The organism is Micromonospora sp. NBS 11-29 (genome assembly GCF_002140155.1).
Taxonomy (GTDB): Bacteria; Actinomycetota; Actinomycetes; order Mycobacteriales; family Micromonosporaceae; genus Micromonospora.
This window is the reverse complement of record NZ_NAPR01000004.1, coordinates 272098-287325: the sequence shown is the minus strand read 5'-3', so window position 1 is coordinate 287325 and position 15228 is coordinate 272098. Positions and strand designations below refer to the sequence as shown.

Here is a 15228-nt window from a genome sequence, read left to right as displayed (position 1 = left end):
CCCGCGAGGTCGGCACCGAGGGCAAGCTGGGCGGTCAGGCCCAGGTCAAGGGCGTCTCCGGCACCTGGCGCGACCTCACCGAGAACGTCAACCAGCTCGCCTCCACGCTGACCACGCAGTTGCGCGCCATCGCCCAGGTGTCCACGTCGGTGACCCGGGGCGACCTGACCCAGCGGATCAACGTGAAGGCGCAGGGCGAGGTCGCCGAGCTGAAGGACAACATCAACCAGATGATCGTCACCCTGCGGGAGACGACCAAGAAGAACGCCGAGCAGGGTTGGCTCGACTCCAACCTGGCGCGCATCGGTGGCCTGCTCCAGGGCCAGCGGGACCTGGGCGAGGTCTGCCGCATGATCATGATGGAGGTGACCCCGCTGGTCGACGCGCAGCTCGGCGCGTTCTTCCTGGCGGACAGCTCCGAGGGGAGCATGCGGCTGCGGCTCACCGCCTCCTACGGGTACGTGGCCCGGGGCCACGACGTCACGTTCGGCCCTGGTGAGGGGCTGGTCGGCCAGGCCGCGCTGTCCCGCCGGACGATCCGGGTCAAGGCGCAGCCGGACGGGCGGCTGATGGTGCGCTCCGGGCTGGCCGACACGCCGCCGGCCGACCTGGTGGTGCTGCCGGTGCTGTTCGAGGGTGAACTGCTCGGCGTGATCGAGTTCGCCGGCGTCACCACCTTCTCCGAGCTGCACCTGGCGTTCCTGGAGCGGCTGGTGCTCACCATCGGCGTCGCGGTCAACACCATCCAGGCCAACCGGCGTACGGAGGAGCTGCTGGCGCAGTCGCAGCGGCTGGCGCACGAGATGCAGGACCAGTCGGCGGAGTTGCAGCGCACCAACGCCGAGTTGGAGGACAAGGCGAAGCTGCTGTCCGAGCAGAAGGCCAACATCGAGACGCAGAACCGGGAGATCGAACTGGCCCGGCTCGGCTTGGAGGAGAAGGCGCAGCAGCTCACCCGCGCGTCGGCGTACAAGTCGGAGTTCCTCGCCAACATGAGCCACGAGCTGCGAACACCGCTGAACTCGCTGCTGCTGTTGGCGCGGCTGCTCGCGGAGAACCCGGAGCGCAACCTCAGCCCGAAGCAGATCGAGTTCGCCCGCACCATTCACAGCGCCGGCTCGGACCTGCTCTCGCTGATCGACGACATCCTCGACCTGTCGAAGATCGAGGCGGGCCGGATGGACGTGGAGCCCACCGAGATCCAGTTCTCCGAGATCCGCGGCTACGTCGAGCAGGCGTTCGCGCCGCAGGCCGAGGAGAAGGGGCTGGACTTCCAGGTGCGGGTCAGCCGGGAGCTGCCGCCGGCCCTGGTCACCGACGCCCAGCGGTTGCAGCAGATCCTGCGCAACCTGCTCTCCAACGCGGTGAAGTTCACCGACAACGGCGCGGTGACGCTGCGCATCGGGCCGGCGGCCGAGAACGCCGTCTTCGACGTCCCCGCGCTGACCAACGCCCAACGGGTGATCGCGTTCACCGTGATCGACACCGGCATCGGCGTCTCGGACGACAAGCTCTCGCTGATCTTCGAGGCGTTCCAGCAGGCCGACGGCACGACCAGCCGGCGCTACGGCGGCACCGGGCTCGGCCTGTCGATCAGCCGCGACCTGGCCCGCCTGCTCGGTGGCACGATCACCGTGTCGTCCGCGCCCGGGCAGGGTTCGACGTTCACCCTCTTCGTACCCGATGTGCTGGCGCCGGACGCGGTGGTGGCGCCGGCGCCACCGTCGCCGAGCCGCGCGGGCCTGCCGTCGTCGCTGCTCATGCCGATGGAGCTGCCGCAGCCGCAGGAGACGCCGACCACCCGGCGGCTGGACGGCGTGACCGTCCTGATCATCGACGACGACGTGCGGAACGTGTTCGCGCTGACGTCCGCGTTGGAACTGCACGGGATGACCGTGTTGTACTCGGACAACGGGGTGGACGGGGTGCGCCAGCTCGCCGAGCATCCGGAGGTGGACATCGTCCTGATGGACGCCATGATGCCGGACCAGGACGGGTACGAGACGACCGCGCAGATTCGCCGCAACCACCGCTTCGCGGACCTGCCGATCGTGTTCCTGACCGCCAAGGCGATGCCCGGCGACCGGGAGTCGGCGCTCGCGGCCGGCGGCAGCGACTACATCACCAAGCCGGTGGACCTGGACGAGCTGATCGAACTGATGGCGTCCTGGATCGGCCGCAGCAAAGGCGAGGAGAGCGCGTGACGCAGACGGCCAAGGCACTGCTGGTGGACGACCGGCGGGAGAACCTGATGGCGCTGGAGGCGATTCTCCAGGGGCTCCCGGTGCAGTCGGTCGCGGTGGAGAGCGGTGAGGCGGCGCTCAAGCAGCTACTGGTCGACGACTTCGCGGTGATCCTGCTGGACGCCCAGATGCCGGACATGGACGGCTTCGAGACCGCCACCCACATCAAGCGGCGGGAGCGGACCCGACACGTACCGATCATCTTCCTCACCGCGGCGGACAAGGACGCGCAGCTCGCGTTGCGCGGCTACGCGGTCGGCGCGGTGGACTACCTCACCAAGCCGTTCGACCCGTGGGTGCTGCGCGCGAAGGTGACGGTCTTCGTCGAGCTGTGGGTGAAGACCCGGCAGCTCGCCGCCCAGTCGGATCTGGTGCGGGAGCGGGACGTGCAGTGGCGGCAACTGGCCGAGGCGGTGGACTCCGCGACCGCGATGCTGCGCGCCGACGACGACCCGGCGACCCGGGAACGGGCGGCGGAACTGCTGGAGCAGGCCCGCTGGGGCAATACGCGCTGAGCGCTGAGCCGTCGGCGTGGATGTCGATGAATCTCTGAAACGGGCGTAACTTCCGAAGCATGGAAACCACCATCGAGGTGGCCGGCCTGGTGAAGACGTTCGGCCGGACCCGTGCGCTCGACGGTCTCGACCTCACCGTCCGCACCGGGGAGGTGCACGGCTTCCTCGGCCCGAACGGCTCCGGTAAGTCGACCACCATCCGGGTGCTGCTCGGCGTGCTGCGGGCGGACGCGGGGGCCGTCCGGCTGCTCGGCGGCGACCCCTGGCGGGACGCGGTGGCGCTGCACCGCCGGCTCGCGTACGTGCCCGGCGACGTCACGCTCTGGCCCAACCTCAGCGGTGGCGAGGTCATCGACCTGCTCGGGCGGCTGCGCGGCGGGCTGGACTCGAAACGCCGCGCCGACCTGCTGTACGACTTCGAGCTGGACCCGCGCAGGAAGGGCCGCACCTACTCCAAGGGCAACCGGCAGAAGGTCGGCCTGGTGGCCGCGCTCGCCTCCGACGTCGAACTGCTCATCCTCGACGAGCCGACCTCCGGGCTCGACCCGCTGATGGAGGAGGTCTTCCAGCACTGGGTCCGCCGGGCCCGCCAGGACGGTCGTACCGTGCTGCTCTCCAGCCACATCCTCGCCGAGGTGGAGGCGCTCTGCGACCGGGTGACGATCATCCGGGCCGGCCGGGCGGTCGAGTCCGGCACCCTCGGCGACCTGCGGCACCTGCACCGCACCGCGATCGACGCCGAGGTGACCGCCCCGATCGACGGCCTGGCCGACCTGCCCGGCGTGCACAACCTGCGGGTGGACGGCCACCGGGTGCGCTTCGACGTGGACGCCGTCGCGCTGGACCCCGCGCTGCGCCGCCTCACCGAGCTGGGCGTACGCAGCCTGGTCAGCACCCCGCCGACGCTGGAGGAACTGTTCCTGCGGCACTACGAGAGCGCGGAGCGGTGAGCACGCTCACCGGAACCCGGCACCTGGTCCGGTTGGTCCTGCGCCGGGACCGCTTCCTGCTGCCGCTCTGGGTGCTGCTCCTCGCCGTGCTGCCGGTCTCGTACGCGGCCAGCTTCTTCGAGCTGTTCCCGACCGCCGCCGAGCGGGCCGCGTACACCGAGGGCACCGCGCGCAACCCGTCCATCGTCGCGCTGCTCGGCCCGGTCTACGGCGACAGCGTCGGCGCGCTGACCGCCCAGCGCAGCGGGTTCCTGCTGGTGATCGTGGCGCTGGCCAGCCTGCTCACGGTGATCCGGCACACCCGCACCGAGGAGGAGGCGGGCCGGCGGGAACTGCTCGGCGGCAGCGTGCTCGGCCGGCACGCCGGGCTGACCGCCGCGCTGCTCGTCACGTACGCGGCCGATGTGGTGCTCGGGCTGCTCACCGCGGCCGGGCTGCACGCCACCGGCCTGCCGGCCGCCGGCTCCTACGCGTACGGCCTCGTCGCCGCGCTGACCGGAATGGTCTTCGCCACGTTGGGCGGGTTGGCCGCGCAGCTCACCGGGAGCGCGGGCGGGGCACGGGGGATCGGCGTCGCCGGCCTCGGGGCCGCGTTCGGGCTGCGCCTGATCGGCGACACCGCCGGCAACGACTGGCCGAGTTGGCTCTCCCCGCTGGGCTGGGCGGCCCGGGTCCGGGCGTACGAGGGGGAGCGGTGGTGGGTGCCGCTGCTGCCGCTGGCCGCCACGGTGCTGCTCGCGGCGCTCGCGTACCCGATCTCGGTCCGCCGTGACCTGGGCGCGGGCGTGCTGCCGCCCCGGTTCGGCCCGGCCGACGCCGGTGGTGCCCTGTCCGGCCCCTTCGGGCTGGCCTGGCGGCTGCACCGGGGGCAGCTCATGTGGTGGTCGGTCGGGTTCGGCCTGCTCGGGCTGATCCTCGGTGGTGCCGCCGAGGCGGCCGGCCGCTCGGTGCAGGGAAACGCCCAACTGGAGCAGATCATGGCCCGGATCGGCGGGGCCTCCGGGCTGGCCGACGCCTACCTGGGCGCCACGCTGAGCGTGGCCGGGTTGGCCGCGACCGGGTACGGCATCCAGGCGGCGCTGCGGATGCGCGCCGAGGAGTCCGCCGGCCGGGCCGAGCCGGTGCTCGCCACCGCCACGCACCGCTCGACCTGGCTGCTGTCGCATGTGACGTTCGCGCTGCTCGGCCCCGTGGTGGTGCTCACGGTGACCGGCCTGGCCACCGGCCTGACGTACGGCCTCAGCGTGGGCGACGTGCCCCGGCAGATGGGTCGGATGCTCGGCGCGGCCCTGGCCCAGACGCCGGCGGCCTGGGTGCTGGCCGGGCTCGCCGTGCTGCTCTACGCCCTGCTGCCCCGGCAGGCGTCGGCCGCCTGGGCGGTGCTGGCGGCCTGCGTGCTGCTGGGCCAGTTGGGTGCCGTGCTGGATTTGAACCAATGGCTCCTGGACCTGTCCCCCTTCACCCACACCCCCCAGACCCTGCGCCCCACCTGGACCGTGACCCCGCTGCTCCTGCTGACCGCCTTGGCCGTAACGCTGGCCGCCGCCGGCCTGCTCACATTTCGCCGCCGCGACATTCCGGTCCCCTGACCCCGACGATCTTGCAGTCTTGGCCCCGACAAAAAAGGCATTCAGCCCACGCGGTGGGCCGAAAGTGCAAGATCGCGGGAGAAGGGAGGGGTCAGCGGATCATCAGGGCGCTGCGGAGGCCGGTGATGTCGAGGACGCGGATCAGGAAGTCGCCGACATTGGTGAGGATCAGCAGGCACTGCGCGTGACTGGCCTTGCGGCTGAGCACCACGAGCGTGCCGAGGCCCTGGGAGTCGCAGAACGTGACCCCGCCCAGGTCGAGCACGATGCGCGGGGGTGGATCCGCAAGCACCTCGTTGACCACCGTCGAGAGCTGGGCGGCCGTGAGCATGTCGATCTCACCGGCCAGGCGAAGCACGGCTTCGTCACCCGTCCGGTGTACGGTGATGGACAGTTCGGCACGATCCACCCGGTCAGCCTATCGCGATCTCGACCGTCGGGCCTGTCGAGCGGGCCCCGGTCGTGGCCCCGCGTGGCCGCGCCCCGGCCCTGCCGCCACCGTCGCCCTGGTCCGCCAGGCCGTCACGCCGCACACCTGCCCTGGTCCCGCCCCGCCCGCCCGGCACTGCTGCTGCTGTGCGCCGCCGCGCACTCCCCTGCAACGCCACGGGCGCAAGCTCGCCACAGACACCCATGGCGTTCCACTCCCTGTCTGCGTTGGCCGTGAGTGGAACACCATGGGTGTCACCTTGGCCCGGAGACACCCATGGCGTTCCACTCCGTGTCCGCATTGGCGGTGGGTGGAACGCCATGGGTGTGACGTTGGCGGGATACCCAAGGCGGTGCGGCGGTGGGTGGAATGCGACGGCTGGCGCGGGGCGCTGTTCGCGTCGGCGGCGGTGGGTGGAACGCCGTGGGTGTTCACCGGCGCGGAGGTGCCGCGGGGTGGCGTGAGCCTGGTAACGCCGGTTACGGGGTGGCTGCCGGTCGGCCGTCCGGCGCTGACACAATGGCGACATCGTGACCGAGACCCTTTCCGCCGGATCCGGCCGCTACCCGGCCGACGCCCCGGCTTCCGAGGCCCTGTTCGACCGCGCCAAGGCCGTCGTGCCCGGCGGGGTGAACTCCCCCGTACGCGCGTTCCGTGCCGTGGGCGGCACGCCGCGCTTCATGGTCCGGGGGGAGGGTCCCTGGCTGTTCGACGCCGACGGTCGCCGCTACGTCGACCTGGTCTGCTCCTGGGGGCCGCTGATCCTCGGTCACGCCCATCCGGCGGTGGTGGAGGCGTTGCGCGAGGCCGCCGCGCTCGGCACCAGCTTCGGCACGCCCACGCCGGGCGAGGTCGACCTGGCCGAGGAGATCGTCGCGCGGACCCCGGTGGAGCAGGTACGCCTGGTCAACTCCGGCACCGAGGCGACCATGTCGGCGATCCGGCTGGCCCGCGGCTTCACCGGCCGCTCCAAGATCATCAAGTTCGCCGGCTGCTACCACGGTCACTCCGACGCGCTGCTCGCCGCCGCCGGCTCCGGCGTGGCCACGTTCGGCCTGCCCGACTCGCCGGGCGTGACCGGGGCGGCGGCCGGCGACACGATCGTGCTTCCGTACAACGACTTGGGCGCGGTCGAGGCGGCCTTCGCGGCCGAGGGCCGGCACATCGCCGCGATCATCACCGAGGCCGCCGCCGGCAACATGGGCGTGATCGCCCCCCGCGACGGCTTCAACGCCGCGCTCGCCCGGATCGCGCACGCGCACGGCGCGCTGCTCATCGTGGACGAGGTGATGACCGGGTTCCGGGTCGCCCGCGCCGGGTGGCACGGCCTCGACGCCTCCGACGCCGACCTGTGGACGTACGGGAAGGTCATGGGTGGAGGGCTGCCCGCCGCGGCGTTCGGCGGGCGCGCGGAGATCATGGAGCGGCTGGCCCCGGCCGGCCCGGTCTACCAGGCCGGCACGCTGTCCGGGAACCCGCTCGCCTGCGCGGCCGGGCTGGCCACGCTGCGGCTGGCCGACGACGCGCTCTACCGGCGTCTGGACGAGACCGCCGCCACGCTGGGCAGGCTCGCCACCGAGGCGCTGTCGGCGGCCGGCGTGCCGCACCGGCTCTCCACCGCCGGCAACATGTTCTCGATCTTCTTCACCGACGCCGAGGTGCGCGACTACGACAGCGCCCGCACCCAGGAGGTGCCGGCGTTCAAGGCGTTCTTCCACGCGATGCTCGCCGCCGGCGTCTACCTGCCGCCGAGCGCGTTCGAGTCGTGGTTCGTCTCCACGGCGATCGACGACGACGCGTGGGAGCAGATCGCCGTCGCCCTGCCGGAGGCGGCGCGGGCGGCGGCAGCGGCCGGGACACGGGGGTAACCAGATGGCGGAGACGGTGGTGCACGTGCTGCGGCACGGCGAGGTGTACAACCCGGACGGCATCCTGTACGGCCGGCTGCCCGGTTTCCGCCTCTCCGAGCTGGGCGTGCAGATGGCCAAGGCGGCGGCCCAGGCGCTCGCCGAGCGGACCGTGGTGCATGTGGCGGCCAGCCCGTTGGAACGCGCCCAGCAGACCGCCGAGCCGATCGCCGCGCAGTTCGGGCTCTCCGTCGGCGTCGACGAGCGGCTGATCGAGAGCGCGAACTGGTTCGAGGGCAAGAAGGTCTCGCCCGGCGACGGCTCGTTCCGCGACCCGCGCAACTGGTGGGTGCTGCGCGACCCGGTCACCCCGTCGTGGGGGGAGGCGTACCGGGTGATCGCCGAGCGGATGTTCGCCGCGCTGCACGCCGCCCGCGTCGCCGCCGAAGGACGCGAGGCGGTGCTCGTCTCCCACCAGCTCCCGATCTGGACGCTGCGCCGGCACGTCGAGCGCAAGCGGCTCTGGCACGACCCGCGTCGCCGGCAGTGTGGTCTGGCCAGCCTCACCTCGTTCCACTTCGACGGCGCCCGGCTCGCCGGCATCGGCTACTCCGAGCCGGCCGCGCACCTGATCGCGACCTCGCCGACCGCCCGGACGGCCAAGGGGGCCTGATGCTCGCCCGGAGGCTCGCCGCCGCCCTGCTCGCCGCCGTCGCCGCCGGTACGGCGCTGGCCGGCTGCTCCTCCGGCAGCCAGGAGAGCCGGTGCGCCGCCGACGGCCTCACCGTGAGCTGCGCACCGGACCAGCGGTCGAAGACCCCGAAGGTGAGCGGTGAGCTGCTCACCGGCGGCGGCTACGACATCAGCCGCGACCGGGGCCAGGTCGTCGTGGTCAACTTCTGGGGCTCCTGGTGTGCGCCCTGCCGGGCCGAGGCGGACGACCTGGAGGCCACCTACCAGGCGACCAAGGGCGCCGGCGTGACCNCCACGGGATCACCTACCCCAGCCTTTTTGACCCGTCGAGCCGGCAGGCGCTCAACTTTGACATCCCGCCGAACAGCACCCCGGCCACCGTGGTGCTCGACCGGGACGGTCGCGTCGCGGTGGTGATCCGCCGGGCGGTGACCCGGGACGAGCTGCGGCCGATCGTGGAGAAGATCGCCGCCGAGCAGCCGGCGCCGAACGGCTCCCGCTGATGGGCGAGACGTTCGCCCAACTCGCCGAGTCCGGGCCGCTGCTGTTCGCGGTGGGCGCGGCGGCGCTGGCCGGCCTGGTCAGCTTCCTCTCCCCGTGCGTGCTCCCGCTGATGCCCGGCTACCTGTCGTACGTGACCGGCCTGGCCGGCGCCGACCTGGAGGTAAGGCGGGGGCCCCGCTTAACGGATTCGGTAGAGGCGGGGCCCCCGCTTAACAGCGGCACCGGCGGCGGAGGCGTTGGCGTGGCGACGCGGGCGCCGGGGCGGAGCGCCGCCGCCGTGAAGGGGCGGGTGCTCGCCGGCACGCTGCTCTTCATCGCCGGCTTCACCGCCGTCTTCGTCGCCACCGCGATCCTCTTCTCCGGCGTCGGCAAGCTCCTCTTCCGGTACGAGCGCCCGTTGGAGATCGTCATCGGCGCGCTGGTGGTGGTGCTCGGGCTCGGCTACCTCGGTGTCATCCCGGGCATGCAACGCGAGTTCCGCATCCGCGCCCTGCCCGCCGCCGGGCTGCTCGGCGCGCCCGTCCTCGGCGCGGTCTTCGCGCTGAGCTGGCTGCCCTGTACCGGGCCGACGCTCGGCGCGGTGCTCGGCATGGCGGTCACCGAGGGCGGCACCGACCGGGCCGTGGTGCTCGCCGTGGCGTACTGCCTCGGGCTGGGGCTACCCTTCGTCGTCTTCGGGCTGGGCTTCCAACGCCTGCTCGGGGTGTTCCGCGCGGTGCGGCGGAACAGCCGCTGGGTCACCCGCGTCGGTGGCGCCCTGCTGATCGTGATCGGCCTGGCGCTGGTCACCGGCGGCTGGCAGAACGTGGTGATCTGGTTGCAGACGCACGTCGGCGTGGGCGAGGTGAGCATCTGATGACGACCGTGGACGACCGACCGGCCACCCCGCCGGCCGAGGCGCCCCGGCGACGGGTGAACCCGGTGCTGGCCCTGCTGCGCAACTCGTGGCGGCAGCTCACCAGCATGCGTACCGCGCTGATCCTGCTCTTCCTGCTCGCGGTCGCCGCCATCCCCGGTTCGGTGCTGCCCCAGCGCGGGGTCAACCCGGAGAACGTCGACAAGTGGTTCGTCGACCACCCCGACCTGGCGCCCCGGCTGGACCGGATCGGCGCGTTCGAGGTCTTCGGCTCGGTCTGGTTCTCCGCGATCTACCTGCTGCTGTTCACCTCGCTGATCGGCTGCATCCTGCCGCGTACCCGAGATCATGTGCGGGCGCTGCGGATGCGGCCGCCGGCCGCGCCGAAGCGGTTGGAGCGCCTGCCGCAGCACGCGGTGCTGGACGGCCCGGCCGCCGCCGACCCGGAGGCGATCGCGGCCGTGCTGCGTCGCCGCCGGTGGCGGGTCACCGTCCGCGGCGCGGAGGTCTCCGCCGAGAAGGGCTACCTCAAGGAAACCGGCAACCTGCTGTTCCACACATCGCTGATCGCCGTCCTGCTCGGGGTCGCGCTCGGTTCCTGGTACGGCTGGCACGGCAACCGCATCCTGGTCGCGGGCGCGGACAACGCGTTCTGCAACACCCGCCAGCAGTACGCCGAGGTTTCGCTCGGCCCGCGGGTGGACAGCGCCGACCTGCCGCCGTTCTGCCTGACGTTGGAGAAGTTCGAGGCCGACTATCTGGACTCCGGGCAGGCGTCGCGCTTCTGGGCCACGGTCAGCGTGGACTCCCCCGGCGGTACGCCCCGGACCGCCGGTTTCTCGGTCAACTCGCCGCTGCGGCTGGACTCGGCCAACGTCTACCTGCTGGGCAACGGCTACGCGCCGATCCTCAAGTACACCGACCGGTACGGCAACAGCCAGACCAGCGACGACCCGTTCCTGCGCACCGGCGACCCGAACGCCACCGAGGAGGGCGTGGCGCTCTTCCCGGACGCGAACGTCGACCCGAGAACCGGCACCCGCGCCCCGGACCAGCAGGTCGCCTTCGACGGGCTCTACCTGCCCACCGCGCCGAAGAGCGCGCCGTTCGTGGCCTCGCAGTTTCCGGCCGAGCGGGACCCGATGGTGAACCTGACCGCCTACCGGGGCAACCTCGGGCTGGACGCCGGCATCCCCGGCTCGGTGTACGCGCTGGACCAGCGGCAGGTCGCCAACGGCAAGTTGAAGCAGCTCGGCACGAAGACGCTCCGGCCCGGCGAGACGTGGACCCTGGACGACGGGAGCACGCTGGAGTTCGTCGGCACCACGCCGTACGTCACTCTCGCGGTGCGGCACGCGCCCGGGCAGACGCTGCTGCTGGTGGCCAGCGGCACGCTGCTGCTGGGCCTGATGGGTTCGCTGTTCGCCCGCCGACGCCGGGTCTGGTTCCGGGTCACGCCCCCCGCGGGTGGATCTCCGACGAGCGGTAGTAGTTTGGTGGAGGCCGGTGGGCTGCCGCGCACCGAGCACCCGGGGTTCGCCGAGGAGTTCGCGCAGCTCGTCGCCGCGGTCAGCGGTGACGGAGCGGATCAGCGGCGGGCGCGAGAAGGAGACGAGTGATGTCCGCACTCTCCGACCAACTGGTCACGTTCGCGATCCTGACGTACCTGGTCGCGATGATCAGTCACGCCGTCGAGTTCGCCCTGGGCAACGCCCGGAAGGTGGCGGTGCCCGCCCCGGCCCGGGAACTCGTCGGCGCGGGCGTCGGCGGCCCCGGCGGGGTGATCGACGGGCCGGACACGCCGGGCGCGACGCGCCCCGACCGGCCCGACCGCTCCGCCGATCGGGCCGCGCTGGCCGGGCGGCTCGCCGGTTGGCTCACCGCGCTCGCCGCCGCGCTGCACCTGGGCGCCGTGGTCACCCGGGGCATCGCCGCCGAGCGGATGCCCTGGGGCAACATGTACGAGTTCGTGTTGACGGTCACCTGGATCGGGGCGGCCGCCTGGCTGGTGGTGCTCTGGAAGCAGCCGTCGCTGCGCCGGCTCGGCCTGTTCTTGACGCTGGTGATGGTGCTGCTGCTGGCGTTCGCCGAGCTGAAGCTCTATGTCCAGGTCGTGCCGCTGATGCCGGCGTTGCAGTCGTACTGGTTCATCATCCATGTGTCGACGATCATCTTCGCCTCGGGCATCTTCCTGCTGGGTGTGGTGCCCGCCGCCGCGTACCTGATGCGGGCCGGCTGGGAGCAGGGGCGGCGCAGCTTCCCGTACACCCTGGCCCGGCGGCTGCCGGCGGCGGCCGGGCTGGAGCGGTTGACCTTCACGCTGCACGCCTTCGCGTTCCCGATCTTCACCTTCGCGGTGATCGCCGGGGCGATCTGGGCCGAGGCGGCGTGGGGTCGCGCCTGGGGCTGGGACCCGAAGGAGACCTGGGCGTTCATCTCCTGGGTGGTGTACGCGGGTTACCTGCACGCCCGGGCCACGCCGAGCGTGCGGCGCAACGTGGCCACCTGGATCGCGGTCGTGGGCTTCCTGACCATGCTGATGAACCTGTTCGGGGTGAACTTCTTCTTCACCGGCCTGCACTCGTACGCCGGGGTCAACTGACCGCAGCCGCGCCGACCGCCGGGAGTCCTGCGACTGCCGGCGGTCGCGCCGTTCGGGCGGCTCAGCCGACGGTGACCGGGGCGGTGTCGTTCGCCGGCTCGTCGTCGGGCCCGGGGTGGCTGTAGAGCACGGCGACCGAGCCGGGTGCGCCGAGCGGGCCGTCGACCCGCAGGTCGACGTCGATCAGGAAGCTGCTGCCCGCCGCGAAGACGCCGTCCGGCAGCGTGCAGTGCCAGACCGCCGGCGCGCTCGGATCCTCCTCGTCGGCGGCGTTGGAGCAGTGCTCCGGCCGAGTCGTCACCACGGTGCCGGCCGGCGGGGTGAAGACGAGGCGGGTGGCGGAGTCGCCGGAGATGGTGCCGTCCGGCACGCCGGGTCCGTCGTTGCGCAGGCCGACGCGGACCCGCACGGTGTCGCCGGGCGCTCCGGCGACGGTCGCACCGACGGCGACCAGGTCGAACGCGCCGCGGACGGCCCGCAGGTAGTACTGCCCGGAGGCGTACTGCTGGTCGGGGCCGAGCACGCCCACCCGGTCACCGACCGGGCGCAGCCGCAGCGCCGCGTCCGCCGGGCGGCGTCGCAGCACCACGCCCTCGGGCAGCGGACCGGCGGTGACCTCGGGTGCCACGGTCTGCACGATGCGCTTGTCACCGACCGCCGCCGGGCCGACGGTGGTGGCGAAGCCGCCGGGCACCTCGTAACGGCGGCCCGGGGTCAGCTCGCGGTCGAACTGGCAGACCACGATCGTGCTGAGCTGCCCGCCGGCACCGTAGCGGCAGTTGCGGTAGGCCGCCGGCTCCAGCCCGACCGGGAAGCGGAACGTGGCCCGTAGNGGCTGGTCGCCGGCGCTGACCAGGGCCACCGGCAGGGCGAGCCGGTCGCCGGTGCCAAAACCCTCGACGTACGCGTCGACGAGGTCGACCGCGTCCGGCCCGGTGCGCACCGTGACGGTCGCCTGCTGGGCCTCGCCGTCGACGCCGTCGGCGGTGATGGACCAGCCGATCGTGCCGGCGGCGCCGTCGGTCGAGCCGGTCACGGCGCGGAGCACGATCGGCACGGTGCCGTTGACGCCGCCGAACTCGTCCGTGGTGGCGTCGGGCGGAGTCGGGCAGGTCGCCACGGCCCGGACGCGCTCGCACCAGGCCGGGAACGTCGCGGTGGCGATGCCGGCGAGGCCGCTCACGTCGAAGCGGACGCGCGGGTGCACCGCGTCGGGGCTGCTGCTGAACGAGAAGGCGGCGGTGCGGGCGGGTGCGGGGCGGCCGGCGACGGTGATCTCGCCGAGCCAGCCGCTGACCCAGCCGGGGCCGGGGTCGGCCGTCGCCGGTGCGGGGAGGGCGGCGAGCACACCGAGGGTGGCCAGCGCCGCCGCGCCGGTCGAAACGCGCAGACGGTTCATCGAGCTCCTTGCGGAAGGGGAGCCGACCTGAGCGGCCGGCGGACCGATCCTATGAGGAGGGTCTGACGAGACGGGTCAGCACGTCGTCCACGCGGCGGGTGATCTGGTAGGCCACCTCGGGCAGGTCGGCCAGGTCGAGGCGGTCGGCCCGCAGCGCGAACTGGGCGTGCAGTTCGCGGGCCACCGCGTCGCGGATCTCGGTCTGGAGCGGGCTGAGGCCGTCCGGGTCGCCCACCACGTACGCGTCGTCCATCCGTACAGGATGACAGACTTGCCCATCCATCGATGGATCTCTATGGTTAACAGAAAGCGCTTTCTTAACACAGGGTACACACGCAGGAAAGGTGATCCGTATGAGACGCAAAGTCGCCACGCGGTGGCTGACCGGCGGCACCGCAGCGGTCGTAGGTGCCGCCGTCGCGCTGGCGTTGCAGGTTCCCAACGCCTCGGCCGCCACGAACCTGAGCCTCGGCGCCGGCGCCGACGGCTCCAGCAAGGCCAGTGGCACCAGCTATGGCAACGTCATCGACGGCAACGCCAGCACCTACTGGTCGCCGAGTGGCTCGACCGGCACGATCTCGGTCAAATGGGGCAGCGCCACCACGGTGTCCTCGGCCGTCATCGTGCTGGCCTCGGGCGGCGGCTCGATCAGCGGCTGGCAACTCAAGAACTTCGACACCGGCTCCGTGCTGGCCAGCGGCGGCAGCGCCCCGAGCACCATCAACTTCTCCTCGACGTCGCTGAAGAAGATCTCCTTCGTCATCACCAGCGCGTCCGGCACCCCGCGGATCGCCGAGTTCGAGACGTACTCAAGCGGTGGGTCGACGCCGACCACCAGCCCGACCGGTGGCCCCACCAGCGGTCCGACGTCCGGGCCGACCGGCAACCCGGGCACGCCGACCGGCGCGTGGCCGTCGTCGGCCGGTTCCGTGAACATCTCGGCCACGGTCAACGTCTCCGGCACCTTCGACGGCGGCATGAAGACCTACTGCTGCATGGGCGACGGCGGGCAGGGCGAGTCGCAGGACCCGATGTTCAAGATCGCCAACGGTGGCACGCTGCAGAACGTCATCCTCGGTTCGCCCGCCGGTGACGGCGTGCACTGCGAGGGCACCTGCACGCTGCGCAACGTGTGGTGGAACGACATCGGCGAGGACGCCGCCACCTTCAAGCAGACCAACGGCGGCACCTCCTACGTCATCGGTGGCGGCGCGCGCAGCGGCAGCGACAAGACCTTCCAGCACAACGGCAACGGCACGGTCAACATCTCCGGCTTCTACCTCAAGGGGACCGGCAAGCTGTACCGCGCCTGCGGCAACTGCTCCACCTCGTACACCCGCCATGTGCGGATCGACAACGTCCTCGTCGACGACATCGACATGCTCGCCGGCATCAACAGCAACTGGAACGACACGGCGACGATCACCCGCGTGGTCGTGATCGGCTCGGCCACCATCTGCGGCAAGTACAAGGGTGTGGCCAAGGGCAGCGAACCCAGCTACCTCGGTGAGGGCTGGAACGACGCCAACTGCAAGGTCACCAGGAGTGACGTCATCTTCCGGTAATTCTCGTTCGTTCGTGAAGGGGCACCCGCCGCCCG

12 protein-coding genes and 1 pseudogene are annotated in these 15228 nt (G+C 72.0%); 11 read left to right on the top strand and 2 right to left on the bottom strand.

The genetic code is table 11. The features are described 5' to 3' along the window. The 4 genes from B1205_RS30930 to B1205_RS05355 form a co-directional block, all read left to right on the top strand. Positions 1 to 2204 (top strand): ATP-binding protein (locus tag B1205_RS30930; RefSeq protein WP_254909730.1); only part of this gene is annotated, 2204 nt, incomplete at its 5' end. Then, positions 2201 to 2758: a response regulator gene (locus B1205_RS05365; protein ID WP_089154598.1), complete on the top strand. Its 558-nt coding sequence runs from the start codon at positions 2201 to 2203 to the stop codon at positions 2756 to 2758. The genes B1205_RS30930 and B1205_RS05365, both read left to right, overlap by 4 nt. A gap of 59 nt (positions 2759 to 2817) precedes the next feature. Continuing rightward, positions 2818 to 3708 carry an ABC transporter ATP-binding protein gene (locus B1205_RS05360; protein ID WP_089154597.1) on the top strand — a complete coding sequence of 297 codons (891 nt, stop codon included), beginning with the start codon at positions 2818 to 2820 and terminating at the stop codon, positions 3706 to 3708. Further along, positions 3705 to 5297, top strand: a complete 1593-nt coding sequence (locus tag B1205_RS05355; RefSeq protein ID WP_089154596.1) for an ABC transporter permease — start codon at positions 3705 to 3707, stop codon at positions 5295 to 5297. The genes B1205_RS05360 and B1205_RS05355 overlap by 4 nt, the downstream gene beginning before the upstream one ends. A gap of 91 nt (positions 5298 to 5388) precedes the next feature. Here the strand turns inward: B1205_RS05355 and B1205_RS05350 are convergent, their stop codons facing one another. Continuing rightward, the gene (locus B1205_RS05350) at positions 5389 to 5706 is read right to left on the bottom strand and encodes an STAS domain-containing protein (RefSeq protein WP_089154595.1); all 318 of its coding nucleotides are present in this window, start codon (positions 5704 to 5706) and stop codon (positions 5389 to 5391) included. 551 nt (positions 5707 to 6257) lie between these two features. Here B1205_RS05350 and hemL point away from each other — a divergent pair. The 6 genes and pseudogenes from hemL (at position 6258) to ccsB (ending at position 12229) form a co-directional block, all read left to right on the top strand. After that, positions 6258 to 7595, top strand: a complete 1338-nt coding sequence (hemL, locus tag B1205_RS05345; RefSeq protein ID WP_089154594.1) for a glutamate-1-semialdehyde 2,1-aminomutase — start codon at positions 6258 to 6260, stop codon at positions 7593 to 7595. A gap of 4 nt (positions 7596 to 7599) precedes the next feature. Next, positions 7600 to 8247: a histidine phosphatase family protein gene (locus tag B1205_RS05340; protein WP_089154593.1), complete on the top strand. Its 648-nt coding sequence runs from the start codon at positions 7600 to 7602 to the stop codon at positions 8245 to 8247. Then, a pseudogene (locus tag B1205_RS05335) lies at positions 8247 to 8770 on the top strand (TlpA family protein disulfide reductase). Before B1205_RS05340 ends, B1205_RS05335 begins: the two are co-directional and overlap by 1 nt. Beyond that, complete coding sequence (locus B1205_RS05330) at positions 8770 to 9627, top strand: cytochrome c biogenesis CcdA family protein (RefSeq protein WP_089154592.1); 858 nt, start codon at positions 8770 to 8772, stop codon at positions 9625 to 9627. The pseudogene B1205_RS05335 and the gene B1205_RS05330 overlap by 1 nt, the downstream one beginning before the upstream one ends. Then, complete coding sequence (gene resB, locus B1205_RS05325) at positions 9627 to 11246, top strand: cytochrome c biogenesis protein ResB (RefSeq protein WP_089154591.1); 1620 nt, start codon at positions 9627 to 9629, stop codon at positions 11244 to 11246. The genes B1205_RS05330 and resB overlap by 1 nt, the downstream gene beginning before the upstream one ends. Next, positions 11246 to 12229 (top strand): c-type cytochrome biogenesis protein CcsB, encoded by a 984-nt coding sequence (gene ccsB / locus B1205_RS05320; protein ID WP_089154590.1) that lies wholly within the window; start codon positions 11246 to 11248, stop codon positions 12227 to 12229. Before resB ends, ccsB begins: the two co-directional genes overlap by 1 nt. A 1448-nt stretch (positions 12230 to 13677) precedes the next feature. Here ccsB and B1205_RS05310 read toward each other — a convergent pair. Further along, positions 13678 to 13881 carry a hypothetical protein gene (locus tag B1205_RS05310; protein WP_089154588.1) on the bottom strand — a complete coding sequence of 68 codons (204 nt, stop codon included), beginning with the start codon at positions 13879 to 13881 and terminating at the stop codon, positions 13678 to 13680. A 100-nt stretch (positions 13882 to 13981) separates the two neighbouring features. Here B1205_RS05310 and B1205_RS05305 point away from each other — a divergent pair, with 100 nt between their 5' ends. Next, entirely contained in the window at positions 13982 to 15193 is a 1212-nt protein-coding gene (locus B1205_RS05305) for a pectate lyase (protein ID WP_089154587.1), read from the top strand. Positions 15194 to 15228 lie beyond the last annotated feature (35 nt).